The organism is Escherichia sp. WS2035 (assembly GCF_046487065.1).
Taxonomy (GTDB): Bacteria; Pseudomonadota; Gammaproteobacteria; order Enterobacterales; family Enterobacteriaceae; genus Escherichia; species Escherichia coli.
This window is the reverse complement of record NZ_JBJQKD010000012.1, coordinates 41,911-67,493: the sequence shown is the minus strand read 5'-3', so window position 1 is coordinate 67,493 and position 25,583 is coordinate 41,911. Positions and strand designations below refer to the sequence as shown.

Genomic DNA, 25,583 nt, shown 5'->3' with positions numbered 1-25,583 from the left:
AACCCGGAATACCCGGGCCGCTAATTCACAAATCTGCGCGCGATTGCAGGATGTTCTTGTATATCGCCCAGCCAGATTGCCTCTACGTTGTGTTGTTGCAGCGGTTGAAGGAGCTCGCTTTGCGCAATCGCATTCTCACATTGAGAAAAACGGTTAATGAACCAGACTCGCCGACAACCTTGCGGTACGTTTTTAAACGCGCCCTGAGGGTGGCGAACCAGCGCAACGAGATCGCTCAGTTGCAAGGGTGCATCAGGTGTTAACCCAGTAATATCAGCAAACTGCGACCAGCGATGGACATTTTCTGTGCTCACTTTCGCACCCAAAATATGTCCTCCCATCACAGCAATCACGCAGCAACTGCTTTTAGGTATGCAAGGTTCGTGCTCATCAGGCGCTTTTAACGGCATTCCACGCGAGCCATCTGCCTCAATGAGAATTACGTCACACTCTGGTCGTTGTACCAGTGCATCAATCGCTTCTGGCGTAAATCCCTGCACTTTTCCCTGGTTCGCTTTCCAGCAGTGAAAACAAAATGAAATGGGGGATATAAAAGACGCATGAGGAAGCATGGCGGGATCACGACAGAAAACCACGGGCCAGTGAGATGTTGGCATAAACATATGTGTCGTCGTAGTGATTAATACACGCCTGCCACTCGCCTGGAACAGTTCTGCCAGCCAAAAAAGCAAGCTGGTTTTCCCCCCAGCACCAACAATAGAAATCACAGTGGGACGTTTCTGCGCGCCTAAATCAATGAATAATGCCGATGGGTCAATTATACTTTTCACGCGTCTTTATGGACCTCTCTGGGATAAATTACCCTCAACGTAATCCATCAGGAAGTAACGCAATTATCAGGCGTTATTAGCTCCTGTAAATAATGGAATCACTATGTCAGCCATCGACTGTATAATTACCGCCGCAGGATTATCATCAAGAATGGGGCAATGGAAAATGATGTTACCCTGGCAACAGGGAACAATTCTTGATACAAGTATCAAAAATGCGTTGCAGTTTTGTAGCCGAATTATTTTAGTCACCGGCTATCGTGGTAATGAACTGCACGAACGTTATGCGAACCAGAGCAATATCACTATTATCCACAACCCAGATTATGCGCAGGGTTTACTGACATCAGTAAAGGCCGCAGTACCCGCGGTGCAAACAGAACATTGTTTTCTCACCCACGGAGATATGCCAACCCTCACCATCGATATTTTTAGAAAAATCTGGTCGTTACGAAATGATGGCGCAATACTGCCACTCCATAATGGCATCCCCGGCCATCCGATTTTAGTGTCAAAACCATGCCTGATGCAGGCAATCCAGCGCCCCAATGTCACCAATATGCGTCAGGCACTCCTTATGGGAGAACATTATTCCGTCGAAATAGAAAATGCAGAAATAATTTTAGATATTGATACTCCGGACGACTTTATTACAGCGAAGAAAAGGTATACTGAAATTTAGAAAACGTAGTTAAACGATTGCGTTCAAATATTTAATCCCTCCAGCACTCTTTATCATAATGATAAGGAATCACTGATTTTGAGAAAAGAGAAAAAGTGATAAATGGGCTGGCAATAATAATTTTCAGGAGTGATTTTAATTCTCATTTGGCACCTGTGAGTTCATTCACAAAAAGCCATTAAGTTTCGAGCCGCCTCACATTTTTTTATATTTCCCGTCAAACCTGGCAAGAGTGGTGCGATTGTTGCTCTATCCCCCTAAACCACCGGATTTCTCAACACCGGTCACTCAATGATATCTGTATAAGCTAAGGAGAGGGTTATGGGGGATATTATGCGTCCCATTCCGTTTGAGGAACTTTTGACGCGCATATTTGATGAATACCAACAACAACGCTCAATCTTTGGTATTCCCGAGCAACAGTTTTACTCACCCGTAAAAAGTAAAACTGTTAGCGTCTTCGGTGAAACCTGTGCCACTCCCGTCGGCCCTGCCGCTGGCCCGCACACGCAACTCGCGCAAAATATTGTCACTTCCTGGCTGACTGGCGGACGCTTCATCGAACTAAAAACCGTCCAAATTCTTGACCGTCTGGAGCTGGAAAAGCCCTGTATCGATGCCGAAGACGAGTGCTTTAACACCGAATGGTCTACCGAATTTACCCTGCTTAAAGCCTGGGATGAATACCTCAAAGCCTGGTTTGCCCTGCACCTTCTCGAAGCGATGTTCCAGCCTTCTGATTCCGGTAAATCGTTCATCTTTAATATGAGCGTCGGTTACAACCTCGAAGGTATTAAGCAACCGCCGATGCAGCAGTTCATCGACAATATGATGGACGCATCTGACCATCCGAAATTCGCTCAATACCGCGATGCACTTAATAAGCTACTCCAGGATGAGGCATTTTTAGCCCGCCACGGATTGCAGGAAAAACGCGAAAGCTTGCAAGCCTTACCCGCTCGCATCCCCACCAGCATGGTACAAGGTGTTACCCTCTCCACCATGCACGGCTGTCCTCCGCATGAAATCGAAGCCATTTGCCGCTACATGCTGGAAGAAAAAGGACTCAACACCTTTGTGAAACTCAACCCGACCTTACTGGGGTACGCGCGTGTTCGTGAGATCCTCGATGTCTGCGGTTTCGGTTACATCGGCTTAAAAGAAGAGTCATTTGATCACGACCTCAAGCTGACGCAAGCACTGGAAATGCTGGAACGCCTGATGGCACTGGCAAAAGAAAAATCACTCGGCTTTGGCGTAAAACTGACTAACACTCTCGGCACCATCAACAATAAAGGCGCACTGCCCGGTGAAGAGATGTATATGTCAGGCCGTGCGCTGTTCCCGCTCTCCATCAACGTTGCAGCAGTTCTCTCTCGCGCCTTTGACGGCAAACTGCCCATTTCTTATTCCGGTGGTGCCAGTCAGCTGACTATCCGCGATATTTTTGATACTGGTATTCGCCCTATTACTATGGCAACCGACCTGCTGAAACCTGGCGGCTATCTGCGCTTAAGTGCCTGCATGCGCGAGCTGGAAGGCTCCGACGCCTGGGAGCTTAACCACGTTGACGTCGAACGACTGAACAGACTGGCAGCAGACGCGTTAACCATGGAATACACCCAGAAACACTGGAAGCCAGAAGAGCGTATTGAAGTGGCTGAAGACCTGCCGCTGACCGATTGCTACGTTGCCCCCTGTGTTACTGCCTGCGCTATCAAGCAAGATATTCCGGAATACATCCGTCTGCTTGGCGAACACCGCTATGCCGACGCGCTGGAACTCATCTATCAACGCAACGCCCTGCCCGCCATTACCGGTCATATTTGCGATCACCAGTGCCAATACAACTGTACCCGCCTGGATTACGACAGTGCGCTGAATATCCGCGAACTGAAAAAAGTCGCCCTGGAAAAAGGTTGGGATGAATATAAGCAACGCTGGCACAAACCAGCCGGTTCCGGTTCACGCCATCCGGTAGCCGTGATTGGTGCAGGTCCGGCGGGTCTGGCCGCAGGTTACTTCCTTGCCAGAGCGGGCCATCCGGTCACGCTGTTTGAACGCGAAGCCAATGCGGGCGGCGTGGTGAAAAATATCATTCCTCAGTTCCGTATTCCTGCAGAGTTAATTCAGCACGATATCGATTTTGTTGCCGCTCACGGCGTGAAATTTGAGTACGGTTGCTCACCCGATTTGACCGTTGAACAGTTAAAAAATCAGGGCTTCCACTATGTTCTGATTGCCACCGGCACTGATAAAAATAGCGGTGTGAAACTGGCGGGCGACAACCAAAATGTCTGGAAATCACTCCCTTTCCTGCGTGAATACAACAAGGGCACCGCGCTCAAGCTGGGCAAACATGTGGTCGTTGTCGGGGCGGGTAACACCGCAATGGACTGCGCTCGTGCGGCGTTACGCGTTCCAGGCGTAGAAAAAGCAACGGTCGTTTACCGTCGTTCACTGCAAGAAATGCCCGCATGGCGCGAAGAGTATGAAGAAGCGTTGCACGACGGCGTGGAGTTCCGTTTTCTGAATAATCCGGAACGTTTCGATGCTGATGGCACCTTAACCTTGCGCGTTATGTCGCTTGGCGAACCTGATGAGAAAGGTCGTCGCCGTCCGGTTGAAACCAACGAAACAGTAACACTGCATGTGGACAGTCTGATCACCGCCATTGGTGAACAGCAGGATACTGAAGCCCTGAATGCGATGGGCGTGCCGCTGGACAAAAACGGCTGGCCAGACGTCGACCATAATGGCGAAACGCGTCTGACTGACGTCTTTATGATCGGCGACGTACAGCGCGGACCATCCTCCATTGTCGCTGCTGTCGGAACCGCGCGTCGGGCGACCGATACCATCCTTAGTCGGGAAAATATCCGTTCCCACCAGAACGATAAATACTGGAACAACGTAAATCCGGCGGAAATCTATCAACGTAAAGGCGATATCTCTGTCACTCTGGTGAACAGTGACGATCGTGACGCGTTTGTCGCACAGGAAGCCGCACGCTGCCTTGAATGTAACTACGTTTGCAGCAAGTGTGTGGATGTCTGCCCGAACCGCGCCAACGTATCCATTGCGGTTCCTGGCTTCCAGAACCGTTTCCAGACGCTGCATCTCGATGCCTACTGCAACGAATGCGGCAACTGCGCCCAATTCTGCCCGTGGAACGGTAAACCGTACAAAGACAAAATCACCGTCTTCAGCCTGTCGCAAGACTTTGATAACAGCAGTAACCCAGGCTTCCTTGTGGAAGATTGCCGGGTACGCGTACGTCTGAATAACCAAAGCTGGGTGTTAAACATCGACAGCGAAGGTCAGTTCAACAACGTACCACCGGAGCTGAACGATATGTGCCGCATCATTAGCCATGTCCACCAGCATCATCATTATCTGCTGGGCCGCGTGGAGGTGTAATCATGTTGATTCTGAAGAATGTCACCGCAGTGCAGTTACACCCGGCGAAAGTGCAGGAAGGCGTTGATATCGCCATCGAAAATGATGTGATTGTCGCTATCGGCGATGCCCTGACGCAACGCTACCCCGATGCCAGCTACAAAGAGATGCATGGTCGGATTGTGATGCCGGGAATTGTCTGCTCGCACAACCATTTTTACTCGGGGCTTTCCCGCGGAATTATGGCAAACATCGCCCCCTGCCCGGATTTCATCTCAACGCTGAAAAATCTCTGGTGGCGGCTCGATCGCGCTCTTGATGAAGAGTCGCTCTATTACAGCGGACTGATTTGTTCCCTGGAAGCGATTAAGAGCGGATGTACATCGGTTATCGATCACCATGCCTCTCCGGCGTATATCGACGGGTCGCTCTCCACATTGCGCAACGCATTTTTAAAAGTTGGCCTGCGCGCGATGACCTGTTTTGAAACTACTGACCGTAACAACGGCATCAAAGAGTTGCAGGAAGGTGTAGAAGAAAACATCCGCTTCACCCGTCAGATTGATGAGGCGAAGAAAGCAGCAACCGAGCCGTATCTGGTGGAAGCACATATCGGCGCTCACGCGCCGTTTACCGTGCCGGATGCCGGTCTGGAGATGCTGCGTGAAGCCGTGAAAAGCACAGGTCGTGGTTTGCATATTCACGTTGCGGAAGACCTTTACGACGTTTCCTACAGTCACCATTGGTACGGCAAAGACCTGCTGGCACGACTTGCGCAATTCGATCTCATCGACAGCAAAACGCTGGTCGCTCATGGGCTGTACCTGTCGAAAGATGACATCGTCCTACTCAATCAGCGCGATGCGTTCCTGGTGCATAACGCCCGTTCAAACATGAACAACCATGTCGGCTACAACCATCACCTTAGCGACATCCGCAATCTGGCGTTGGGAACGGACGGCATTGGTTCGGACATGTTTGAAGAGATGAAATTTGCCTTCTTTAAACATCGCGATGCGGGTGGCCCGCTGTGGCCTGACAGTTTTGCCAAAGCACTGGCTAACGGCAACGAACTGATGAGCCGCAACTTTGGCGCGAAATTTGGGCTTCTGGAAGCCGGTTACAAAGCCGATTTAACCATTTGCGATTACAACTCGCCGACGCCGCTGCTGGCAGACAATATCGCCGGGCATATCGCTTTCGGTATGGGCTCAGGTAGCGTTCACAGCGTGATGGTCAATGGTGTGATGGTCTATGAAGACCGTCAGTTTAACTTCGATTGCGATTCCATTTATGCGCAAGCCAGAAAAGCCGCTGCCAGTATGTGGCGTCGGATGGATGCGCTGGCATAAATAACAGCTCCCCTCTTCTTTCAGAGAAGAGGGGAAATTAAGGAAAGACGATGATTGAACAATTTTTCAGACCCGACTCTGTCGAACAGGCGCTGGAACTGAAGCGCCGCTACCAGGATGAAGCCGTCTGGTTCGCCGGGGGCAGCAAACTCAACGCTACACCAACCCGTACCGATAAAAAGATTGCCATTTCCTTGCAGGATCTGGAGCTGGACTGGATTGACTGGGATAACGGTGCACTACGAATTGGCGCAATGTCTCGCTTGCAGCCACTGCGTGATGCGCGATTTATTCCTGCAGCACTGCGGGAAGCTCTCGGTTTTGTCTACTCTCGCCATGTTCGTAATCAGTCGACCATTGGTGGTGAAATTGCCGCCCGGCAAGAAGAGTCAGTGCTGCTTCCCGTCCTGCTGGCACTGGATGCTGAACTGGTTTTTGGCAACGGCGAAACGCTGTCAATCGAGGACTACCTGGCCTGCCCATGCGATCGCCTGTTAACCGAAATTATCATTAAAGATCCGTATCGCACCTGTGCGACTCGCAAAATTAGCCGTTCTCAGGCAGGTTTAACCGTCGTGACGGCAGCCGTTGCAATAACAGACCACGACGGTATGCGAATTGCGCTGGATGGCGTCGCCAGTAAAGCACTGCGTCTGCATGATGTTGAAACTCAAAATCTGGAAGGCAATGCACTGGAACAGGCTGTCGCCAACGCCATTTTCCCGCAGGAAGATTTGCGGGGCAGCGTGGCCTATAAACGCTATATCACGGGAGTTCTGGTAGCCGACCTGTATGCCGACTGCCAACAGGCTGGGGAGGAAGCCGTATGATCATCCACTTTACTTTAAATGGCGCGCCTCAGGAGCTAACCGTTAATCCAGGCGAAAACGTGCAAAAGCTGTTGTTTAACATGGGAATGCACTCTGTACGCAACAGTGATGATGGCTTTGGGTTTGCCGGTTCTGACGCAATTATCTTTAACGGTAATATCGTTAACGCGTCCTTGCTTATCGCCGCACAGTTAGAGAAGGCAGATATTCGTACCGCAGAATCTCTGGGCAAATGGAATGAGTTAAGTCTGGTTCAACAGGCCATGGTTGATGTTGGCGTGGTGCAGTCTGGTTATAACGATCCAGCTGCGGCTCTGATTATCACCGATCTTCTCGATCGCATCGACGCACCTACCCGCGAAGAGATCGACGACGCACTCTCAGGTCTGTTTAGCCGCGATGCTGGCTGGCAGCAATACTATCAGGTCATTGAACTGGCGGTTGCACGTAAAAATAATCCGCAGGCCACCATTGATATCGCTCCGACTTTCCGTGACGACCTTGAAGTCATTGGCAAGCATTATCCTAAAACTGATGCCGCGAAAATGGTGCAGGCGAAACCCTGCTATGTTGAAGATCGCGTAACGGCTGACGCCTGCGTCATTAAAATGTTACGTAGCCCACACGCTCACGCACTGATTACTCATCTGGATGTCAGCAAAGCTGAAGCCTTACCGGGCGTCGTTCACGTTATTACTCACCTGAATTGCCCGGATATTTACTATACCCCGGGTGGTCAGAGCGCACCGGAACCGTCACCGCTTGACCGCCGAATGTTCGGCAAGAAAATGCGTCACGTCGGCGATCGCGTTGCTGCGGTAGTAGCCGAAAGTGAAGACATTGCGCTCGAAGCACTGAAGCTCATCGACGTTGAATATGAAGTGCTTAAGCCGGTAATGTCGATTGACGAGGCAATGGCGGAAGATGCGCCTGTCGTGCACGATGAACCGGTGGTGTATGTTGCTGGTGCGCCAGATACTCTGGAAGATGATAACAGCCATGCAGCCCAGCGCGGCGAGCATATGATCATCAACTTCCCGATCGGTTCTCGCCCACGCAAAAATATCGCCGCCAGTATTCATGGTCATATTGGCGATATGGACAAAGGCTTTGCCGATGCCGATGTGATCATTGAGCGAACCTATAATTCAACGCAGGCACAGCAGTGCCCGACTGAAACACATATCTGCTTTACCCGTATGGACGGCGATCGTCTGGTGATCCACGCCTCCACCCAGGTACCATGGCACTTACGCCGCCAGGTCGCGCGCCTCGTGGGCATGAAACAGCATAAAGTTCATGTCATTAAAGAGCGAGTTGGCGGCGGTTTTGGTTCCAAACAGGACATCCTGCTGGAAGAAGTGTGCGCCTGGGCAACCTGCGTGACCGGGCGTCCGGTACTTTTCCGCTACACCCGTGAAGAAGAGTTTATTGCTAACACCTCTCGTCACGTCGCGAAAGTCACCGTCAAACTGGGCGCGAAAAAAGATGGTCGCCTGACGGCAGTGAAGATGGATTTCCGCGCCAACACGGGTCCTTACGGTAACCACTCACTCACCGTACCGTGTAACGGACCGGCGCTGTCGCTGCCGTTATATCCATGCGATAACGTCGATTTTCAGGTCACCACCTACTACAGCAACATTTGCCCAAATGGTGCTTATCAGGGTTATGGCGCACCGAAAGGTAACTTCGCTATCACCATGGCATTAGCGGAACTGGCTGAACAGTTACAGATCGACCAACTGGAAATTATCGAACGTAACCGGGTACACGAAGGGCAAGAGCTGAAAATTCTCGGTGCAATCGGTGAAGGTAAAGCGCCGACCTCCGTTCCTTCCGCCGCCAGCTGCGCACTGGAAGAGATCCTGCGTCAGGGTCGCGAGATGATCCAATGGTCTTCACCAAAACCGCAAAATGGTGACTGGCACATCGGTCGCGGCGTCGCCATTATCATGCAGAAATCGGGTATCCCGGATATCGATCAGGCTAACTGCATGATCAAACTGGAATCGGATGGCACCTTTATCGTTCATTCCGGTGGTGCGGATATTGGTACTGGTCTGGATACTGTGGTGACCAAACTGGCAGCAGAAGTGCTGCACTGCCCACCGCAGGACGTGCATGTTATCTCTGGTGATACCGATCATGCACTGTTTGATAAAGGCGCATATGCCTCGTCCGGTACTTGCTTCTCGGGTAACGCTGCGCGTTTGGCAGCGGAAAATCTGCGGGAGAAAATCCTGTTCCACGGCGCGCAAATATTGGGTGAGCCAGTGGCAGATGTTCAACTAGCAACGCCGGGCGTCGTTCGCGGCAAGAAAGGCGAAGTTAGTTTCGGAGAGATAGCCCATAAAGGCGAAACCGGCACCGGCTTTGGTTCACTGGTGGGAACTGGCAGTTATATCACACCTGATTTCGCCTTCCCGTATGGCGCAAACTTCGCTGAAGTTGCCGTCAACACGCGTACGGGTGAAATCCGCCTGGATAAATTCTACGCCTTGCTGGACTGCGGTACACCGGTCAATCCAGAGTTAGCGTTGGGACAAATCTACGGTGCCACCCTGCGTGCTATCGGCCACAGTATGAGCGAAGAGATCATTTATGACGCCGAAGGTCACCCGTTAACGCGTGATTTACGCAGTTACGGCGCACCGAAAATTGGTGACATTCCGCGTGATTTCCGCGCTGTGCTGGTGCCGAGCGACGATAAAGTCGGCCCATTCGGGGCGAAATCGATCTCGGAAATCGGTGTAAATGGCGCAGCTCCGGCGATTGCTACCGCAATTCACGATGCCTGCGGCATCTGGTTACGCGAATGGCATTTCACACCGGAGAAAATACTCACCGCGCTGGAAAAAATATAAGTAATAAATGGCCGCTTCGGCGGCCTGTTTCTCTGTTTGAACGATGACTAAATAGTGACTGCGAAAATGAGATAAGCCGTTCTCAAGGCGTCCTGCGCCCCAAATTCGTGGGAATTTATTTTACTAATTCAGATGATCAAATTTACTTTAAAAGGAGTGAAGGGATGTCTGATATAAACCATGCAGGTTCTGACCTTATATTTGAACTGGAGGATCGCCCTCCCTTTCATCAGGCTCTCGTAGGTGCCATTACCCATCTGTTGGCAATTTTCGTTCCGATGGTAACCCCCGCGTTAATCGTGGGTGCGGCCTTACAGCTTTCCGCTGAAACAACTGCCTATCTTGTTTCTATGGCGATGATCGCCTCTGGTATTGGTACCTGGTTACAAGTAAACCGCTACGGCATCGTCGGTTCTGGTTTACTTTCAATTCAGTCAGTCAATTTTTCATTTGTTACGGTCATGATTGCGCTGGGCAGCAGCATGAAAAGCGACGGTTTTCACGAAGAGTTAATCATGTCGTCGCTCCTCGGCGTCTCCTTCGTTGGCGCATTTCTGGTTGTCGGCTCTTCTTTTATCCTGCCCTATTTACGTCGGGTTATTACGCCTACCGTCAGCGGCATTGTGGTGCTGATGATCGGCTTAAGCCTGATTAAAGTCGGCATTATTGATTTTGGTGGAGGATTTGCAGCCAAAAGCAGCGGTACGTTCGGCAATTACGAACATCTCGGCGTTGGTTTATTGGTTTTGATTGTGGTGATCGGCTTTAACTGCTGTCGCAGTCCGTTGCTACGCATGGGAGGGATCGCCATTGGGCTATGTGTCGGCTATATCGCATCGTTATGCCTGGGCATGGTGGATTTCAGCAGTATGCGCAATTTGCCGTTAATCACCATCCCGCATCCGTTCAAATACGGCTTTAGTTTTAGCTTCCATCAGTTCCTGGTGGTTGGCACGATTTATCTGCTTAGCGTGCTGGAAGCTGTCGGCGATATCACCGCCACGGCAATGGTTTCCCGCCGTCCCATTCAGGGGGAAGAGTATCAGTCCCGACTGAAAGGCGGCGTGCTGGCAGATGGTCTGGTTTCTGTTATCGCCTCCGCTGTCGGTTCATTACCATTAACCACGTTTGCGCAAAATAATGGGGTTATTCAGATGACTGGCGTCGCTTCACGTTATGTCGGGCGAACCATCGCGGTAATGCTGGTTATCCTCGGCTTATTTCCGATGATTGGCGGCTTCTTCACGACCATTCCCTCAGCAGTTCTGGGAGGCGCAATGACGTTGATGTTTTCCATGATTGCCATCGCAGGGATTCGCATCATCATCACCAACGGTTTAAAGCGCCGTGAAACGCTTATTGTTGCCACTTCTTTAGGTTTAGGGCTTGGTATCTCCTACGATCCCGAAATTTTTAAAATATTGCCAGCCTCTATTTATGTATTAGTTGAAAACCCTATTTGTGCTGGCGGGTTAACTGCGATTTTATTAAATATTATCCTCCCTGGTGGCTACCGACAGGAAAACGTTCTGCCTGGTATTACCTCAGCGGAAGAGATGGATTAACAGTAAAGGAGTCAATGATGTCAGGAGAACACACGTTAAAAGCGGTACGAGGCAGTTTTATTGATGTCACCCGTACGGTCGATAACCCGGAAGAAATTGCCTCTGCGCTGCGGTTTATTGAGGATGGTTTATTACTCATTAAACAGGGAAAAGTGGAATGGTTTGGCGAATGGGAAGACGGAAAGCATCAAATTCCTGACACCATTCGCGTGCGCGACTATCGCGGCAAACTGATAGTACCGGGCTTTATCGATACACATATCCATTATCCGCAAAGTGAAATGGTGGGGGCCTATGGTGAACAATTGCTGGAGTGGTTGAATAAACACACCTTCCCTACTGAACGTCGTTATGAGGATTTAGAGTACGCCCGCGAGATGTCGGCGTTCTTCATCAAGCAGCTTTTACGTAACGGAACCACCACGGCGCTGGTGTTTGGCACTGTTCATCCACAATCCGTTGATGCGCTGTTTGAAGCCGCCAGTCATATCAATATGCGTATGATTGCCGGTAAAGTGATGATGGACCGAAACGCACCGGATTATCTGCTCGACACTGCCGAAAGCAGCTATCACCAAAGCAAAGAACTGATTGAACGCTGGCACAAAAATGGTCGTCTGTTGTATGCGATTACGCCACGCTTCGCCCCTACCTCATCTCCTGAACAGATGGCGATGGCGCAACGCCTGAAAGAAGAATATCCGGATACATGGGTACATACCCATCTCTGTGAAAACAAAGATGAAATTGCCTGGGTGAAATCGCTTTATCCTGACCATGATGGTTATCTTGATGTTTACCATCAGTACGGCCTGACCGGTAAAAACTGCGTCTTTGCTCACTGCGTCCATCTCGAAGAAAAAGAGTGGGATCGTCTCAGCGAAACCAAATCCAGCATTGCTTTCTGTCCGACCTCCAACCTTTACCTCGGCAGCGGCTTATTCAACTTGAAAAAAGCATGGCAGAAGAAAGTCAAAGTGGGCATGGGAACGGATATCGGTGCCGGAACAACTTTTAACATGCTGCAAACGCTGAACGAAGCCTACAAGGTATTGCAATTACAAGGCTATCGCCTCTCGGCATATGAAGCGTTTTACCTGGCCACGCTCGGCGGAGCGAAATCTCTGGGCCTTGACGATTTGATTGGCAACTTTTTACCTGGCAAAGAGGCTGATTTCGTGGTGATGGAACCCACTGCCACTCCGCTACAGCAGCTGCGCTATGACAACTCTGTTTCTTTAGTCGACAAATTGTTCGTGATGATGACGTTGGGCGATGACCGTTCGATCTACCGCACCTACGTTGATGGTCGTCTGGTGTACGAACGCAACTAATAATAAAACTTTAACATCCTCGTGAGGACATCATTATGTCTGGAGACATCCTACAAACACCGGACGCACCAAAGCCACAGGGCGCGCTGGATAATTATTTTAAAATTACCGCTCGTGGCAGTACCGTTCGTCAGGAAGTACTGGCTGGCTTAACGACCTTTCTGGCCATGGTTTATTCCGTTATCGTCGTTCCGGGAATGCTGGGCAAAGCAGGTTTTCCTCCCGCAGCTGTGTTTGTTGCCACCTGTCTGGTCGCGGGCTTCGGCTCGTTGCTGATGGGGTTATGGGCCAATTTGCCAATGGCGATTGGTTGCGCTATTTCCTTGACGGCGTTTACCGCATTCAGTCTGGTACTCGGGCAACAAATTAGCGTTCCTGTCGCACTGGGCGCAGTCTTTCTGATGGGCGTCATCTTCACCGCTATTTCCGTAACCGGTGTGCGTACCTGGATCTTACGTAATTTGCCGATGGGGATCGCTCACGGTACAGGTATCGGTATCGGCCTGTTTCTGCTGCTGATTGCTGCTAACGGTGTGGGAATGGTTATAAAAAACCCGATTGAAGGCTTGCCAGTGGCGCTCGGTGCCTTTACCTCCTTCCCGGTGATGATGAGCTTACTGGGGCTGGCGGTCATCTTCGGTCTGGAAAAGTGCCGCGTACCCGGCGGGATCTTGTTGGTGATTATTGCAATTTCGATCATCGGCTTAATCTTTGACCCAGCGGTGAAGTACCACGGTCTGGTGGCGATGCCAAGCCTGACTGGCGAAGATGGTAAGTCTCTGATTTTCAGCCTCGATATTATGGGCGCACTCCAGCCAACTGTACTTCCGAGTGTACTGGCATTGGTGATGACCGCAGTGTTCGACGCCACTGGCACCATCCGTGCCGTCGCCGGTCAGGCGAATTTGTTGGATAAAGACAACCAGATCATCAACGGCGGCAAAGCCCTGACCAGTGACTCAGTAAGTTCAATATTCTCCGGCCTGGTGGGCGCAGCGCCCGCGGCGGTTTATATCGAATCAGCGGCAGGAACCGCCGCCGGGGGGAAAACCGGTTTAACCGCAACCGTGGTTGGTGTGTTGTTCCTGATGATTCTGTTTTTATCACCGTTATCGTTTCTGATCCCCGGTTATGCCACAGCTCCCGCACTGATGTACGTGGGTTTGCTGATGTTAAGCAACGTCTCGAAGCTGGATTTCAACGATTTTATTGACGCAATGGCTGGCCTGGTGTGTGCCGTGTTCATCGTTCTGACTTGTAATATCGTTACCGGTATTATGCTGGGCTTTGTAACACTGGTGGTGGGTCGCGTCTTTGCGCGCGAATGGCAAAAGCTGAATATTGGTACGGTGATCATTACTGCCGCACTGGTCGCGTTTTACGCGGGTGGTTGGGCAATCTAATAGATTCTCCGCGCCTTTCAGCGCGGAGATTTCTTTCACAGAGGATTCTCACTGCTGGCAACAATACGCTGCTGGCGGACTCGCCTGAGTTCTCTTTCAGTCAGCAACTGCAGCGCCTGTGTCGGGCAAGATTCAACGCAGGCTGGCCCCTCTTCCCGCTGTTCACAGAGATCGCATTTCACGATTTGTTGCCGGGTATCCCCCGGCAATGACTGAATGGTGATCATTCCAAACGGGCACGCACTGACGCAACTCTGACAGCCAATACAACGGGCAGAATTTGCCTGCACCACCTGCTCGCCCATCGTCAGCGCCCCCACGGGACAAGCGCCAACACAAGGGGCGTTTTCACACTGATGGCACATCACCGGCGCACTGATGCTATCCAGCCGTTGTACCTTCAGCCGGGGTAAAAAGATATCGGCATTCAACTCCTGTTCTGAAGGGTGAGCGACCACACAGGCCACTTCACAAGTACGGCAGCCAATACAGTCAGCCGGATTAACGATAATTAACGATTTCATCACGATGCCTTCGTATCAAACAGAGTTAACATATCGCGCGCCGCCTGCCTTCCTGCGGCCATTGCAGTGACAACCAGATCTGCGCCATGAACTGCATCACCACCAGCAAAGACTTTTTTCAGATGCGTCTGGGTGGGTAAATACCCGACGTCGCCGGTTTGAATCAGGCCCCATTTATCGAGTTTAATTCCGCTGCCCTGCAACCACGGCATGGTATGTGCCTGGAAACCAAAGGCCATAATGAGAACATCGGCGGGCAATTCAAACTCTGAACCCGCAACCGGACGAGGACGACGGCGGCCATCCGGCCCCGGCTCACCCATAGCGGTACGAATCAGGCCCACCGCCGTTAAGCGTCCATCTTCATCACAAGCGATATATTGCGGCTGAACATTGAACTGAAACTCAACACCTTCCTCGCGGGCATTGACCACCTCTTTGCGCGAACCCGGCATACTGACTTCATCACGACGATACGCACAGGTCACGCTGGCAGCATTAAGGCGGATGGAAGTCCGCAAACAATCCATTGTCGTATCGCCACCGCCCAATACCACAACTCGCTTACCTTCCACATCCGTCAGCGGATACTCTGCAGACTCCGGCAATCCCATGAGCTGGCGGGTATGGGCGGTCAGGAACGGTAACGCCTGAATGACACCAGGCGCATCTTCATGCGGCAGATCTGCTCGCATCATCCCGTAAGTCCCCACGCCGAGGAAAACAGCATCATATTCCGCCGTTAATTCGTTGAAAGAGATATCGCGGCCAATTTCACAGTTGAGATGGAAATCGATTCCCATTGCGGTGAATATCTCTCGCCGCTGGCTTAATACCGTTTTATCGAGTTTGAAAGGAGGAATGCCAAAAGTCAGCATACCGCCAATTTCTGGATGGCGATCAAAGACATCAACCTGAACTCCCGCGCGCGCCAGAATATCAGCACACCCTAATCCTGCAGGTCCAGCGCCAATCACCGCCACTTTTTCGCTACGGGGAACAACTTTGCTGACATCGGGACGCCAGCCCATCGCCAGCGCAGTATCGGTGATGTAGCGTTCCAGATTACCGATAGAGACTGCGCCAGAGTGATCTTTCAAAGTACATGCACCTTCACAAAGACGGTCCTGTGGACATACCCTGCCGCAGATTTCGGGTAAGGAACTGGTCTGGTGGCAAAGTTCTGCCGCTTCAATAATCTTTCCTTCCTGTACCAGACGGATGTAATCCGGAATAGCGTTATGCAGCGGACAATGCCAGTTGCAGTTAGCTTTTTCGGCACAATAAACACAGCGGTCACTCTCATAAGTCGCTTGTTGTGGATCCAGCCCGCAATAGATTTCGCCAAAGTGGGTTTTCCGTTCACTCGCTGAAATTTTATCTGCGCCTTTACGCGAGTTAACGGGGAGCAACGCTGCACTGCGAGATGGCTGAGCGTCTGATGACGCTTTTCCTGCTGCCGTTTTGCGCTGGCGGGCCACCTTTATCTGCTGCAACCCTTTATCGTCCATCAGCCGTAACGCCTGTGTTGGGCAGACGTCAATACAGGCTTGCGTGCCGGAACTGCGCTGGTTACAAAGGTCGCATTTCTGTGCAATCGTATCGACCATCTCAACGACGCCAAAGGGGCAAGCGATTGCGCATCTTTTACAACCAATACATTTTTGCTCGTCCAGTTGTACGCTATCGGACTGGAAAGTCAGAGCATTAACCGGACAAGCCGTAACGCAAGGGGCATTGTTGCAGTGATGGCAGGCCACCGGATTCGCAGCCTGGCCTTTCCCTACAACGTGGATACGCGGTCGAAAGTCACTGTGACTCAGCGGCCAGTTTTCTTGATTATGTGCCACCGCACAGGCAATTTCACAAGCATGGCAGCCTATACATTCCGCAGCTTCAGCAGCGATAAACTTATTCATTTGCATCCCTTTCATTTAATGAGTTATGTCTTCTCAAATTTCGCGATGCAATAAACGGGCATATATTAGGTAGCATGACCGTTTTAATTATAATTTTGCAACTGAGTTCAAATTATTGCCCCTCAATCTATGCCGCTTTCATTATTTCAACATTGCCGATCAAAAGAATGCTATCCAGATAAAAACGATTAAATGCGAGAGTGCGACATGCCAGAATGATTAATGAAATATCAATATGAGAAAATTACAGATAATTCCATTGTCAGGTTCTCTTCTCATTTTCGTGGTTTAACCACGATTATGTGATTGCCTCCGCAATTCCTGTCTCTAACTCCCCTTCCTCGCAAAAACTGGCACTCCACGAGCATGTGTTTAGACAGTTTCATGAACATAAACGGTTGCTTTTTACTCTGGCGGGCGAAAGGAGAAACACTGATGAGCGCCATAGATTCCCAACTTCCCTCATCTTCTGGGCAAGACCGCCCAACTGATGAGGTTGACCGCATATTATCACCAGGAAAGCTGATCATACTCGGTCTGCAACACGTCCTTGTCATGTACGCAGGTGCAGTCGCTGTTCCTCTTATGATTGGTGACCGACTCGGCCTATCAAAAGAAGCTATTGCGATGCTCATTAGCTCGGATCTCTTTTGCTGCGGGATCGTCACATTATTGCAATGTATCGGTATCGGCCGCTTTATGGGGATCCGCCTGCCGGTGATTATGTCGGTGACCTTCGCCGCTGTAACACCAATGATAGCCATTGGTATGAACCCGGATATCGGCCTGCTGGGGATATTCGGTGCCACTATCGCCGCGGGTTTTATCACCACATTATTAGCGCCACTTATCGGTCGCTTGATGCCTTTATTCCCGCCACTGGTTACCGGTGTGGTGATTACTTCTATCGGGCTTAGCATCATTCAGGTGGGTATTGACTGGGCCGCCGGAGGTAAAGGGAATCCGCAATATGGTAATCCCGTTTATTTAGGTATCTCCTTTGCCGTCTTAATTTTTATCTTGCTCATTACTCGCTATGCGAAAGGATTTATGTCCAACGTCGCCGTATTACTGGGGATTGTATTTGGCTTTTTACTTTCGTGGATGATGAATGAAGTCAATTTATCCGGGCTACATGATGCTTCATGGTTTGCGATTGTCACGCCGATGTCATTTGGTATGCCGATTTTCGATCCCGTTTCCATTTTGACCATGACCGCAGTACTCATCATCGTATTTATTGAGTCAATGGGGATGTTCCTGGCACTGGGTGAAATAGTCGGTCGCAAACTCTCTTCCCAGGACATTATTCGTGGGTTACGCGTAGATGGGGTCGGGACAATGATTGGAGGCACGTTTAACAGCTTCCCACATACGTCATTTTCGCAGAACGTCGGGCTGGTCAGCGTGACGCGCGTCCACAGCCGCTGGGTGTGTATTTCTTCGGGAATTATATTAATCCTGTTTGGCATGGTGCCCAAAATGGCGGTGCTGGTCGCCTCCATTCCGCAATTTGTGCTGGGCGGCGCGGGGCTGGTGATGTTCGGCATGGTACTGGCGACAGGGATTCGAATTCTGTCGCGCTGTAACTACACCACTAACCGTTACAACCTCTATATTGTGGCGATCAGTCTCGGTGTTGGCATGACGCCAACGCTCTCTCACGATTTCTTTTCTAAGTTACCGGCCGTACTGCAACCGTTGCTGCATAGCGGCATTATGCTCGCAACCCTTAGCGCCGTTGTGCTGAACGTCTTCTTTAATGGCTACCAGCATCATGCTGACCTGGTGAAGGAATCCGTCTCTGATAAAGATTTAAAAGTCAGGACAGTACGTATGTGGCTTCTGATGCGCAAGCTGAAGAAAAATGAGCATGGAGAATAATATGAATCTTTTAATGCGCGCTATATTCAGTCTGCTGTTGCTTTTTACTCTCTCTATTCCTGTCATTTCTGATTGTGTTGCAATGGCCATTGAAAGTCGCTTCAAATATATGATGCTGCTTTTTTAAATGGTTTTTACCTGTCGACATCCGCTCAAAACGGGCGGTTGTCGATAAACGCTCACTTGGTTAATCATTTCACTCTTCTATTATCTATAATGATGAGTGATCAGAATTACATGTGAGAAATTATGCAAACGGAACACGTCATTTTATTGAATGCACAGGGAGTTCCCACGGGTACGCTGGAAAAGTATGCCGCACACACGGCAGACACCCTCTTACATCTCGCGTTTTCCAGTTGGCTGTTTAATGCCAAAGGGCAATTATTAGTTACCCGCCGCGCCCTTAGCAAAAAAGCATGGCCTGGCGTGTGGACTAACTCGGTTTGTGGGCACCCACAACTGGGAGAAAGCAACGAAGAGGCGGTGATCCGCCGTTGCCGTTATGAGCTTGGCGTAGAAATTACGCCTCCTGAATCTATCTATCCTGACTTTCGCTACCGCGCCACCGATCCGAATGGCATTGTGGAAAATGAAGTGTGTCCGGTATTTGCCGCACGCACGACCAGTGCGTTACAGATCAACGATGATGAAGTGATGGATTATCAATGGTGTGATTTAGCAGCGGTTTTACGCGGTATTGATGCTACGCCGTGGGCGTTCAGTCCGTGGATGGTGATGCAGGCGACAAATCGCGAAGCCAGAAAACGATTATCTGCATTTACCCAACTTAAATAAAAAACCCCGACGGTTGCCGGGGTTGTGAGCATAACGTAATGCTTATTTTACCGGACGCATCGCCGGGAACAGAATAACGTCGCGGATGGTATGGCTGTTGGTGAACAGCATCACCATACGGTCGATACCAATTCCCAGACCGGCTGTCGGCGGTAAGCCATGTTCCAGTGCGGTGACATAATCTTCGTCGTAGAACATCGCTTCGTCGTCACCTGCATCTTTCGCGGCAACCTGATCCAGGAAGCGCTGCGCCTGATCTTCCGCGTCATTCAGTTCGCTAAAGCCGTTACCGATTTCACGCCCACCAATGAAGAACTCAAAGCGGTCTGTGATTTCCGGGTTAACGTCGTTACGACGCGCCAGAGGAGAAACTTCTGCCGGATATTCAGTAATGAAGGTCGGCTGGATCAGATGAGCTTCTGCCACTTCTTCGAAGATCTCGGTAACGATACGGCCCAGACCCCAGCTCTTTTCAACGTGGATGCCGATAGATTCAGCAATCGCTTTCGCAGAGTCGAAGTTGTCCAGATCCGCCATGTCGGTTTCCGGGCGATATTTCTTGATCGCTTCACGCATGGTCAGTTTTTCGAACGGTTTACCGAAGTCCAGCGTTACGTCGCCGTAGGTCACTTCCGTCTTACCGAGAATATCCTGTGCCAGAGTACGGAACAGCGATTCGGTCAGCTCGATCAGATCTTTGTAATCTGCGTAAGCCATATAGAGTTCCATCATGGTGAACTCTGGGTTATGACGTACGGAAATACCTTCGTTACGGAAGTTACGGTTGATTTCGAATACACGCTCGAAGCCACCGACCACCAGACGCTTGAGGTACAGTTCCGGCGCGATACGCAGGTACATGTCGAGATCCAGCGCGTTATGGTGAGTGATAAACGGACGCGCAGCGGCACCGCCAGGGATCACCTGCATCATCGGCGTTTCAACTTCCATAAAGCCGCGGTTCACCATGAACTGGCGAATACCAGAGAGGATCTGCGAGCGCACTTTAAAGGTGTTGCGGGATTCATCGTTAGAGATGAGATCCAAATAACGCTGACGATAGCGCGCTTCCTGATCCTGCAAGCCGTGGAATTTATCCGGCAGCGGACGCAGTGCTTTGGTCAGCAGACGCAGCTCGGTACAGTGGATAGACAGTTCGCCGGTTTTGGTTTTGAACAGTTTACCTTTCGCGCCGAGGATATCGCCGAGGTCCCATTTTTTGAACTGCTCGTTGTAAACGCCTTCCGGCAGATCGTCACGGGCAACGTACAACTGAATGCGACCGCCAACGTCCTGCAGGGTAACGAAAGACGCTTTACCCATAATACGACGGGTCATCATGCGGCCAGCAACGGCGACTTCGATGTTCAGCGCTTCCAGTTCTTCGTTCTCTTTACCGTCGAATTCTGCGTGCAATTGGTCAGAGGTATGATCGCGACGGAAATCGTTCGGGAAGGCAATCCCCTGCTCACGCAGGTTCGCCAGCTTCTCACGACGCGTTTTCAGTTCATTGTTAAGATCGACTACCGCGTCAGCGCCCTGTGCGTGTTGTTCAGACATGTTGGTTCCTCATAACCCTGCTTTCAAACTTGCTTCGATAAATTGATCCAGGCTGCCGTCCAGCACGGCCTGCGTGTTGCGAGTTTCTACCCCGGTACGCAGATCTTTAATGCGGGAGTCATCAAGGACATAAGAACGAATCTGGCTGCCCCAGCCGATGTCGGATTTGTTATCTTCCATCGCCTGTTTCTCGGCATTTTTCTTCTGCATCTCCAGTTCATAAAGCTTCGCTTTCATCTGCTTCATGGCCTGGTCTTTGTTCTTGTGCTGGGAACGGTCGTTCTGGCATTGGGTCACGATCCCGGTTGGGATGTGAGTAATACGCACCGCAGATTCGGTACGGTTAACGTGCTGACCGCCCGCGCCGGATGCGCGATAAACGTCGATGCGCAGATCCGCTGGATTGATTTCGATATCGATATCATCATCAACTTCCGGGTAAACAAACGCGGAGCTGAACGACGTGTGGCGACGACCGCCGGAGTCAAACGGGCTCTTACGCACCAGGCGGTGAACGCCGGTTTCTGTACGCAGCCAGCCATAAGCGTAATCGCCGGAGATTTTGATCGTCACGGATTTAATACCCGCCACTTCACCTTCCGACTCTTCGATGATTTCAGTTTTGAAACCACGCGATTCAGCCCAGCGCAGATACATACGCTCAAGCATGCTCGCCCAGTCCTGTGCTTCCGTACCGCCAGACCCCGCCTGAATATCGAGGTAGCAGTCGGCGCTGTCATATTCGCCAGAGAACATACGGCGGAACTCAAGCTGCGCCAGTTTTTCTTCCAGGGCGTCGAGTTCAGCAACGGCTTCGTTAAAGGTTTCTTCGTCGTCAGCTTCTACAGCCAGTTCCAGCAGACCAGAAACATCTTCCAGCCCCTGTTTCATTTGGTCGAGGGTGTCGACAACGGCTTCGAGGGAGGAACGCTCTTTACCCAGCGCCTGTGCGCGTTCGGGTTCGTTCCAGACATCCGGCTGTTCCAGCTCGGCGTTTACTTCTTCCAGACGCTCTTTCTTGGCGTCGTAGTCAAAGATACCCCCTAAGAACGTCGGAGCGTTCCGTGAGGTCCTGAATGCGATTATTTACCGGATTAATTTCAAACATGGTCTGATTTCTTTTATTGAGCTAGTCAAAATGCGGTGATAAGAGCGGGATTGTACCCAATCCACGCTCTTTTTTATAGAGAAGATGACGCTAAATTGGCCAGATATTGTCGATGATAATTTGCAGGCTGCGGTTGCCGCGAAACTCGTTGATATCGAGCTTGTAAGCCAGTTGCACTTCGCGCACGCCGTTATCCGGCCAGAGGGCGGTATCGACATTAAAAGCAATCCCGTCCAGCAGTGGACCGCCGCCGACCGGTTCGACCATGACTTTCAAATGACGTTCGCCCACCAGCCGCTGTTGCAGCAGACGGAAATGACCATCAAACAGCGGCTCCGGGAACATCTGCCCCCACGGGCCAGCATCGCGCAACAGCTGCGCCACTTCCATGGTCATTTCGGCCGGACTTAACGGACCGTCCGACACCACTTCGCCTTGCAATAGCGAAGGGTCCAGCCACTCAGTAACCAGTTCGCCAAACCGTTGTTGAAAGAGTTCGAATTTCTCCTCTTCCAGCGACAAACCCGCCGCCATCGCATGACCGCCAAACTTGAGCATCATGCCGGGGTAAAGCGTGTCTAGCCGCTCCAGCGCATCACGCATATGCAGCCCCTGAATGGAGCGACCGGAACCTTTCAGCGTACCATCACCAGCTGGCGCAAAGGCGATAACCGGACGATGAAAACGCTCTTTGATGCGCGAAGCCAGAATACCGACAACGCCCTGATGCCATTCGGGGTGATACATTGCCAGCCCGCCGGGTAGCGTGTCGCGGCTGCGCTCCAGTTTCTCGCACAAGGTCAGGGCTTCAACTTGCATTCCCTGTTCGATCTCTTTTCGCGTCTGGTTTAGCGCATCGAGTTCATTTGCCAGCACGCGCGCTTCGCCGATGTTGTCGCACAGCAACAGCGCCACGCCAACGGACATATCGTCCAGTCGCCCGGCAGCATTGAGACGTGGCCCCAGCGCAAAACCTAAATCGCTGGCGGCGAGTTTTTGTGGATCGCGATTGGCCACTTCCAGCAACGCTTTAATCCCCGGACGGCACTTTCCGGCACGGATGCGACTCATCCCCTGCCAGGTCAGAATGCGATTATTAGCGTCCAGCGGCACGACGTCCGCCACTGTCCCCAACGCTACCAGATCCAGCAGTTCTGCCAGATTAGGAATTGCGATGCCGCGCTCATCAAACCAGCCCTGATCGCGCAAAAAGGTGCGCAGCGCCAGCATCAGATAAAACGCCACGCCAACGCCCGCCAGTGATTTCGACGGGAAATTACAGTCGCGCAAGTTAGGGTTAATGATCGCTTCCGCTGCGGGTAATGTGTCGCCTGGCAAATGGTGATCGGTAACAATAACCGGAATGCCCAACGAACGAGCGTGTTCAACCCCCGCATGGGAGGAAATACCGTTATCCACCGTGACAATTAACTGCGCGCCACGGGCATGAGCCTGATCGACTACTTCCGGGCTTAAGCCGTAACCGTCTTCGAAACGGTTTGGAACCAGGTAGTCGATATTGCTGCAACCAAGCGAGCGCATCGCCAGCACGCTTAGAGCCGTGCTGGTGGCACCGTCGGCGTCGAAATCACCGACCACAATAATCCGCGTTCCTTCGCGAAAAGCGTTGTAAAGGATCTCAACGGCCTTTTCGACGCCGCTCAGTTGCTGCCAGGGCAGCATGCCTTTAACACTGCGTTCCAGTTCCTGCGCGCTACGCACACCCCGGCTGGCATATAAACGGCGCAGCAAGGGAGGCAATTCAGCGGGCAAGTCGGCCGTTTCATCGACTTCACGGCGACGAAGTTGTATCTGTTGTTTCACGCGAATTATTTACCGCTGGTCATTTTTTGGTGTTCGTCGAGGAATTCTTTCATGTCTTTCGGCGGCTGGTAACCCGGAACAAGTGTGCCATTGCTCAGCACAACTGCCGGAGTACCGCTAACGCCAAGCTGGACGCCAAGTGCGTAATGGTCGGCAATATCTACGTCGCAGCTGGCTGGTGCGACGCTTTTACCTGCCATCACATCATCAAACGCTTTGTTTTTATCTTTCGCACACCAGATAGCTTTCATTTCTTTCTCTGCATCGCTGTCCAGCCCCTGGCGCGGGAAAGCAAGATAACGCACGGTGATCCCCAGCGCGTTATAGTCTGCCATTTGCTCATGCAGTTTGTGGCAGTAACCACAGGTAATATCAGTAAACACGGTGATGACGTGTTTTTCCTGCGGCGCTTTATAAACGATCATCTCTTTTTCAAGCGCATTCAACTGCTTTAACAGCATCTTATTGGTGACATTGACCGGAGCCGTGCCACTAACGTCATACATTGGCCCCTGAATGATATGTTTACCATCATCGGTGATGTACAACACACCGCTGTTAGTCAGAACTGTCTTCATGCCAGCTACGGGCGCGGGCTGAATATCGCTGCTTTTGATGCCCATTTTGGCTAACGTTTGTTGAATTGCCGCGTCATCAGCCTGAACAAAGCCTGAAAACGCTGCCAACAAGGTAAATAACATAAAACCTTTCTTCATAAATTTTCCTGTTCTTTTCAGACATCACGCCCGCGGGTGATGCTGTTGATGAAGTTGTCGCAGACGCTCGGTAGCGACATGCGTATAAATTTGCGTGGTGGAGAGATCGCTGTGGCCCAGTAGCATCTGCACCACGCGTAAATCCGCACCATGATTTAATAAGTGAGTGGCAAAAGCGTGACGCAACACATGCGGTGACAGCTTTTCGCTGTCGATACCCGCCAGCACGGCATAATGTTTAATGCGGTGCCAGAAGGTCTGTCGCGTCATCTGCTGCGCACGCTGGCTGGGAAACAACACGTCAATTGACACACCATTCAACAGCCACGGACGCCCATGTTCCAGATAGGTTTCCAGCCAGTAAACCGCCTCTTCACCTAACGGCACCAGGCGCTCTTTGTTGCCTTTACCAATGACCCGCACCACGCCCTGACGCAGGCTGATATCACTCATTGTCAGCCCGACCAGTTCAGAGACACGCAGTCCGGTAGCATACAACACTTCAAGCATGGCTTTATCGCGTAGCTCCAGTGGCTGATCAATTAATGGTGCCTGTAATAAACGTTCGACCTGCGCTTCGCTTAAATCTTTTGGCAAACGCTGGGGCAATTTCGGTGAAGCGAGATGCGCACTGGGATCATCTTCACGAAACTTTTCGCGATAAAGATACTGGAACAATCGGCGCACTGCACTCAGCAAACGCGCTGAGCTGGTGGCTTTATACCCGCCCTCCAGCCGTTCTGCCAGTAATGCCTGCAAATCGTCACTTTGCGCCGTCGCCAGCGTCAACCCGCGGTGATGCAACCACTCCACCATCATTGACAGATCGCGACGGTAAGCGTTCAACGTATTTTCAGCCAGATTTTTTTCCAGCCACAGAGCATCAAGAAACTGCTCGATGCGTGCCAGATCCTGTTTCACTTGCGCCCCTTATGGTCACTCATTTGATCCATTATGCCTTATTGTGCCGTGACTAAAGCGATTCTGATACACTAGCCGCAAAAGCCACAGCAGAATCGAGAAGCTT

20 protein-coding genes are annotated in these 25,583 nt (G+C 51.2%); 11 read left to right on the top strand and 9 right to left on the bottom strand.

The features are described 5' to 3' along the window. Positions 1 to 20 precede the first annotated feature (20 nt). The gene (gene yqeC / locus ACJHX4_RS18920) at positions 21 to 791 is read right to left on the bottom strand and encodes a selenium cofactor biosynthesis protein YqeC (RefSeq protein WP_000835686.1); all 771 of its coding nucleotides are present in this window, start codon (positions 789 to 791) and stop codon (positions 21 to 23) included. 103 nt (positions 792 to 894) lie between these two features. On the opposite strand from yqeC, the gene mocA reads away from it, so the two are divergent. From mocA to ghxQ, 8 genes are all read left to right on the top strand, one after another. Further along, positions 895 to 1,473: a molybdenum cofactor cytidylyltransferase gene (gene mocA / locus ACJHX4_RS18915; RefSeq protein WP_001272860.1), complete on the top strand. Its 579-nt coding sequence runs from the start codon at positions 895 to 897 to the stop codon at positions 1,471 to 1,473. A gap of 321 nt (positions 1,474 to 1,794) precedes the next feature. Beyond that, positions 1,795 to 4,893 carry a putative selenate reductase subunit YgfK gene (ygfK, locus tag ACJHX4_RS18910; RefSeq protein ID WP_000502457.1) on the top strand — a complete coding sequence of 1,033 codons (3,099 nt, stop codon included), beginning with the start codon at positions 1,795 to 1,797 and terminating at the stop codon, positions 4,891 to 4,893. A 2-nt stretch (positions 4,894 to 4,895) separates the two neighbouring features. Further along, positions 4,896 to 6,224, top strand: coding sequence for a putative aminohydrolase SsnA (ssnA, locus tag ACJHX4_RS18905; RefSeq protein WP_000906266.1), 1,329 nt, complete (start codon positions 4,896 to 4,898; stop codon positions 6,222 to 6,224). 50 nt (positions 6,225 to 6,274) lie between these two features. Then, the gene (gene ygfM, locus ACJHX4_RS18900; RefSeq protein ID WP_000572441.1) at positions 6,275 to 7,054 is read left to right on the top strand and encodes a molybdopterin-dependent oxidoreductase FAD-binding subunit; all 780 of its coding nucleotides are present in this window, start codon (positions 6,275 to 6,277) and stop codon (positions 7,052 to 7,054) included. Next, positions 7,051 to 9,921 carry a molybdopterin-dependent oxidoreductase Mo/Fe-S-binding subunit gene (locus tag ACJHX4_RS18895; RefSeq protein ID WP_000583653.1) on the top strand — a complete coding sequence of 957 codons (2,871 nt, stop codon included), beginning with the start codon at positions 7,051 to 7,053 and terminating at the stop codon, positions 9,919 to 9,921. Before ygfM ends, ACJHX4_RS18895 begins: the two co-directional genes overlap by 4 nt. A gap of 164 nt (positions 9,922 to 10,085) precedes the next feature. Then, entirely contained in the window at positions 10,086 to 11,486 is a 1,401-nt protein-coding gene (gene xanQ / locus ACJHX4_RS18890; protein ID WP_001280189.1) for a xanthine/proton symporter XanQ, read from the top strand. A 17-nt stretch (positions 11,487 to 11,503) separates the two neighbouring features. After that, positions 11,504 to 12,820 carry a guanine deaminase gene (gene guaD / locus ACJHX4_RS18885; RefSeq protein ID WP_001296347.1) on the top strand — a complete coding sequence of 439 codons (1,317 nt, stop codon included), beginning with the start codon at positions 11,504 to 11,506 and terminating at the stop codon, positions 12,818 to 12,820. Positions 12,821 to 12,855: 35 nt separating this feature from the next. After that, entirely contained in the window at positions 12,856 to 14,223 is a 1,368-nt protein-coding gene (gene ghxQ, locus ACJHX4_RS18880; RefSeq protein WP_000012167.1) for a guanine/hypoxanthine transporter GhxQ, read from the top strand. A gap of 35 nt (positions 14,224 to 14,258) precedes the next feature. Here the strand turns inward: ghxQ and ACJHX4_RS18875 are convergent, their stop codons facing one another. Together ACJHX4_RS18875 and ygfT are read right to left on the bottom strand one after the other, a co-directional pair. Further along, complete coding sequence (locus tag ACJHX4_RS18875) at positions 14,259 to 14,747, bottom strand: 4Fe-4S dicluster domain-containing protein (RefSeq protein ID WP_000838415.1); 489 nt, start codon at positions 14,745 to 14,747, stop codon at positions 14,259 to 14,261. Then, complete coding sequence (gene ygfT, locus ACJHX4_RS18870) at positions 14,747 to 16,666, bottom strand: formate-dependent uric acid utilization protein YgfT (RefSeq protein WP_001363023.1); 1,920 nt, start codon at positions 16,664 to 16,666, stop codon at positions 14,747 to 14,749. Before ygfT ends, ACJHX4_RS18875 begins: the two co-directional genes overlap by 1 nt. Positions 16,667 to 17,101: 435 nt before the next feature. Here ygfT and uacT point away from each other — a divergent pair, with 435 nt between their 5' ends. Both uacT and yqfG read left to right on the top strand, forming a co-directional pair. After that, on the top strand, positions 17,102 to 18,550 hold the full coding sequence (gene uacT / locus ACJHX4_RS18865) for a urate/proton symporter UacT (protein WP_001296348.1): 1,449 nt from the start codon (positions 17,102 to 17,104) through the stop codon (positions 18,548 to 18,550). 1 nt (position 18,551) lies between these two features. Next, on the top strand, positions 18,552 to 18,677 hold the full coding sequence (gene yqfG, locus ACJHX4_RS18860; protein ID WP_001050745.1) for a protein YqfG: 126 nt from the start codon (positions 18,552 to 18,554) through the stop codon (positions 18,675 to 18,677). On the opposite strand, the gene ACJHX4_RS18855 is transcribed toward yqfG, so the two are convergent. After that, positions 18,674 to 18,745, bottom strand: coding sequence for a protein YqfH (locus ACJHX4_RS18855; protein WP_120795390.1), 72 nt, complete (start codon positions 18,743 to 18,745; stop codon positions 18,674 to 18,676). The genes yqfG and ACJHX4_RS18855 overlap by 4 nt on opposite strands. Before the next feature lie 54 nt (positions 18,746 to 18,799). Between ACJHX4_RS18855 and idi the strand changes: the two genes are divergently transcribed. After that, positions 18,800 to 19,348: an isopentenyl-diphosphate Delta-isomerase gene (gene idi / locus ACJHX4_RS18850; protein WP_001192798.1), complete on the top strand. Its 549-nt coding sequence runs from the start codon at positions 18,800 to 18,802 to the stop codon at positions 19,346 to 19,348. A gap of 42 nt (positions 19,349 to 19,390) precedes the next feature. On the opposite strand, the gene lysS is transcribed toward idi, so the two are convergent. The 5 genes from lysS to xerD form a co-directional block, all read right to left on the bottom strand. Next, on the bottom strand, positions 19,391 to 20,908 hold the full coding sequence (gene lysS, locus ACJHX4_RS18845; protein WP_000003071.1) for a lysine--tRNA ligase: 1,518 nt from the start codon (positions 20,906 to 20,908) through the stop codon (positions 19,391 to 19,393). Between the two features lie 9 nt (positions 20,909 to 20,917). Beyond that, positions 20,918 to 22,016 (bottom strand): peptide chain release factor 2 gene (prfB, locus tag ACJHX4_RS18840; protein ID WP_001701073.1). Its coding sequence is split into 2 segments (ribosomal slippage): positions 20,918 to 21,940 and positions 21,942 to 22,016, totalling 1,098 coding nucleotides; the frame shifts between segments, so codons are not numbered across the junction. Between the two features lie 90 nt (positions 22,017 to 22,106). Beyond that, positions 22,107 to 23,840, bottom strand: a complete 1,734-nt coding sequence (gene recJ / locus ACJHX4_RS18835; protein ID WP_000813195.1) for a single-stranded-DNA-specific exonuclease RecJ — start codon at positions 23,838 to 23,840, stop codon at positions 22,107 to 22,109. A gap of 5 nt (positions 23,841 to 23,845) precedes the next feature. Next, positions 23,846 to 24,556 carry a bifunctional protein-disulfide isomerase/oxidoreductase DsbC gene (gene dsbC / locus ACJHX4_RS18830; RefSeq protein WP_000715230.1) on the bottom strand — a complete coding sequence of 237 codons (711 nt, stop codon included), beginning with the start codon at positions 24,554 to 24,556 and terminating at the stop codon, positions 23,846 to 23,848. Between the two features lie 24 nt (positions 24,557 to 24,580). Beyond that, on the bottom strand, positions 24,581 to 25,477 hold the full coding sequence (xerD, locus tag ACJHX4_RS18825) for a site-specific tyrosine recombinase XerD (RefSeq protein ID WP_000806638.1): 897 nt from the start codon (positions 25,475 to 25,477) through the stop codon (positions 24,581 to 24,583). Positions 25,478 to 25,583: the final 106 nt, after the last annotated feature.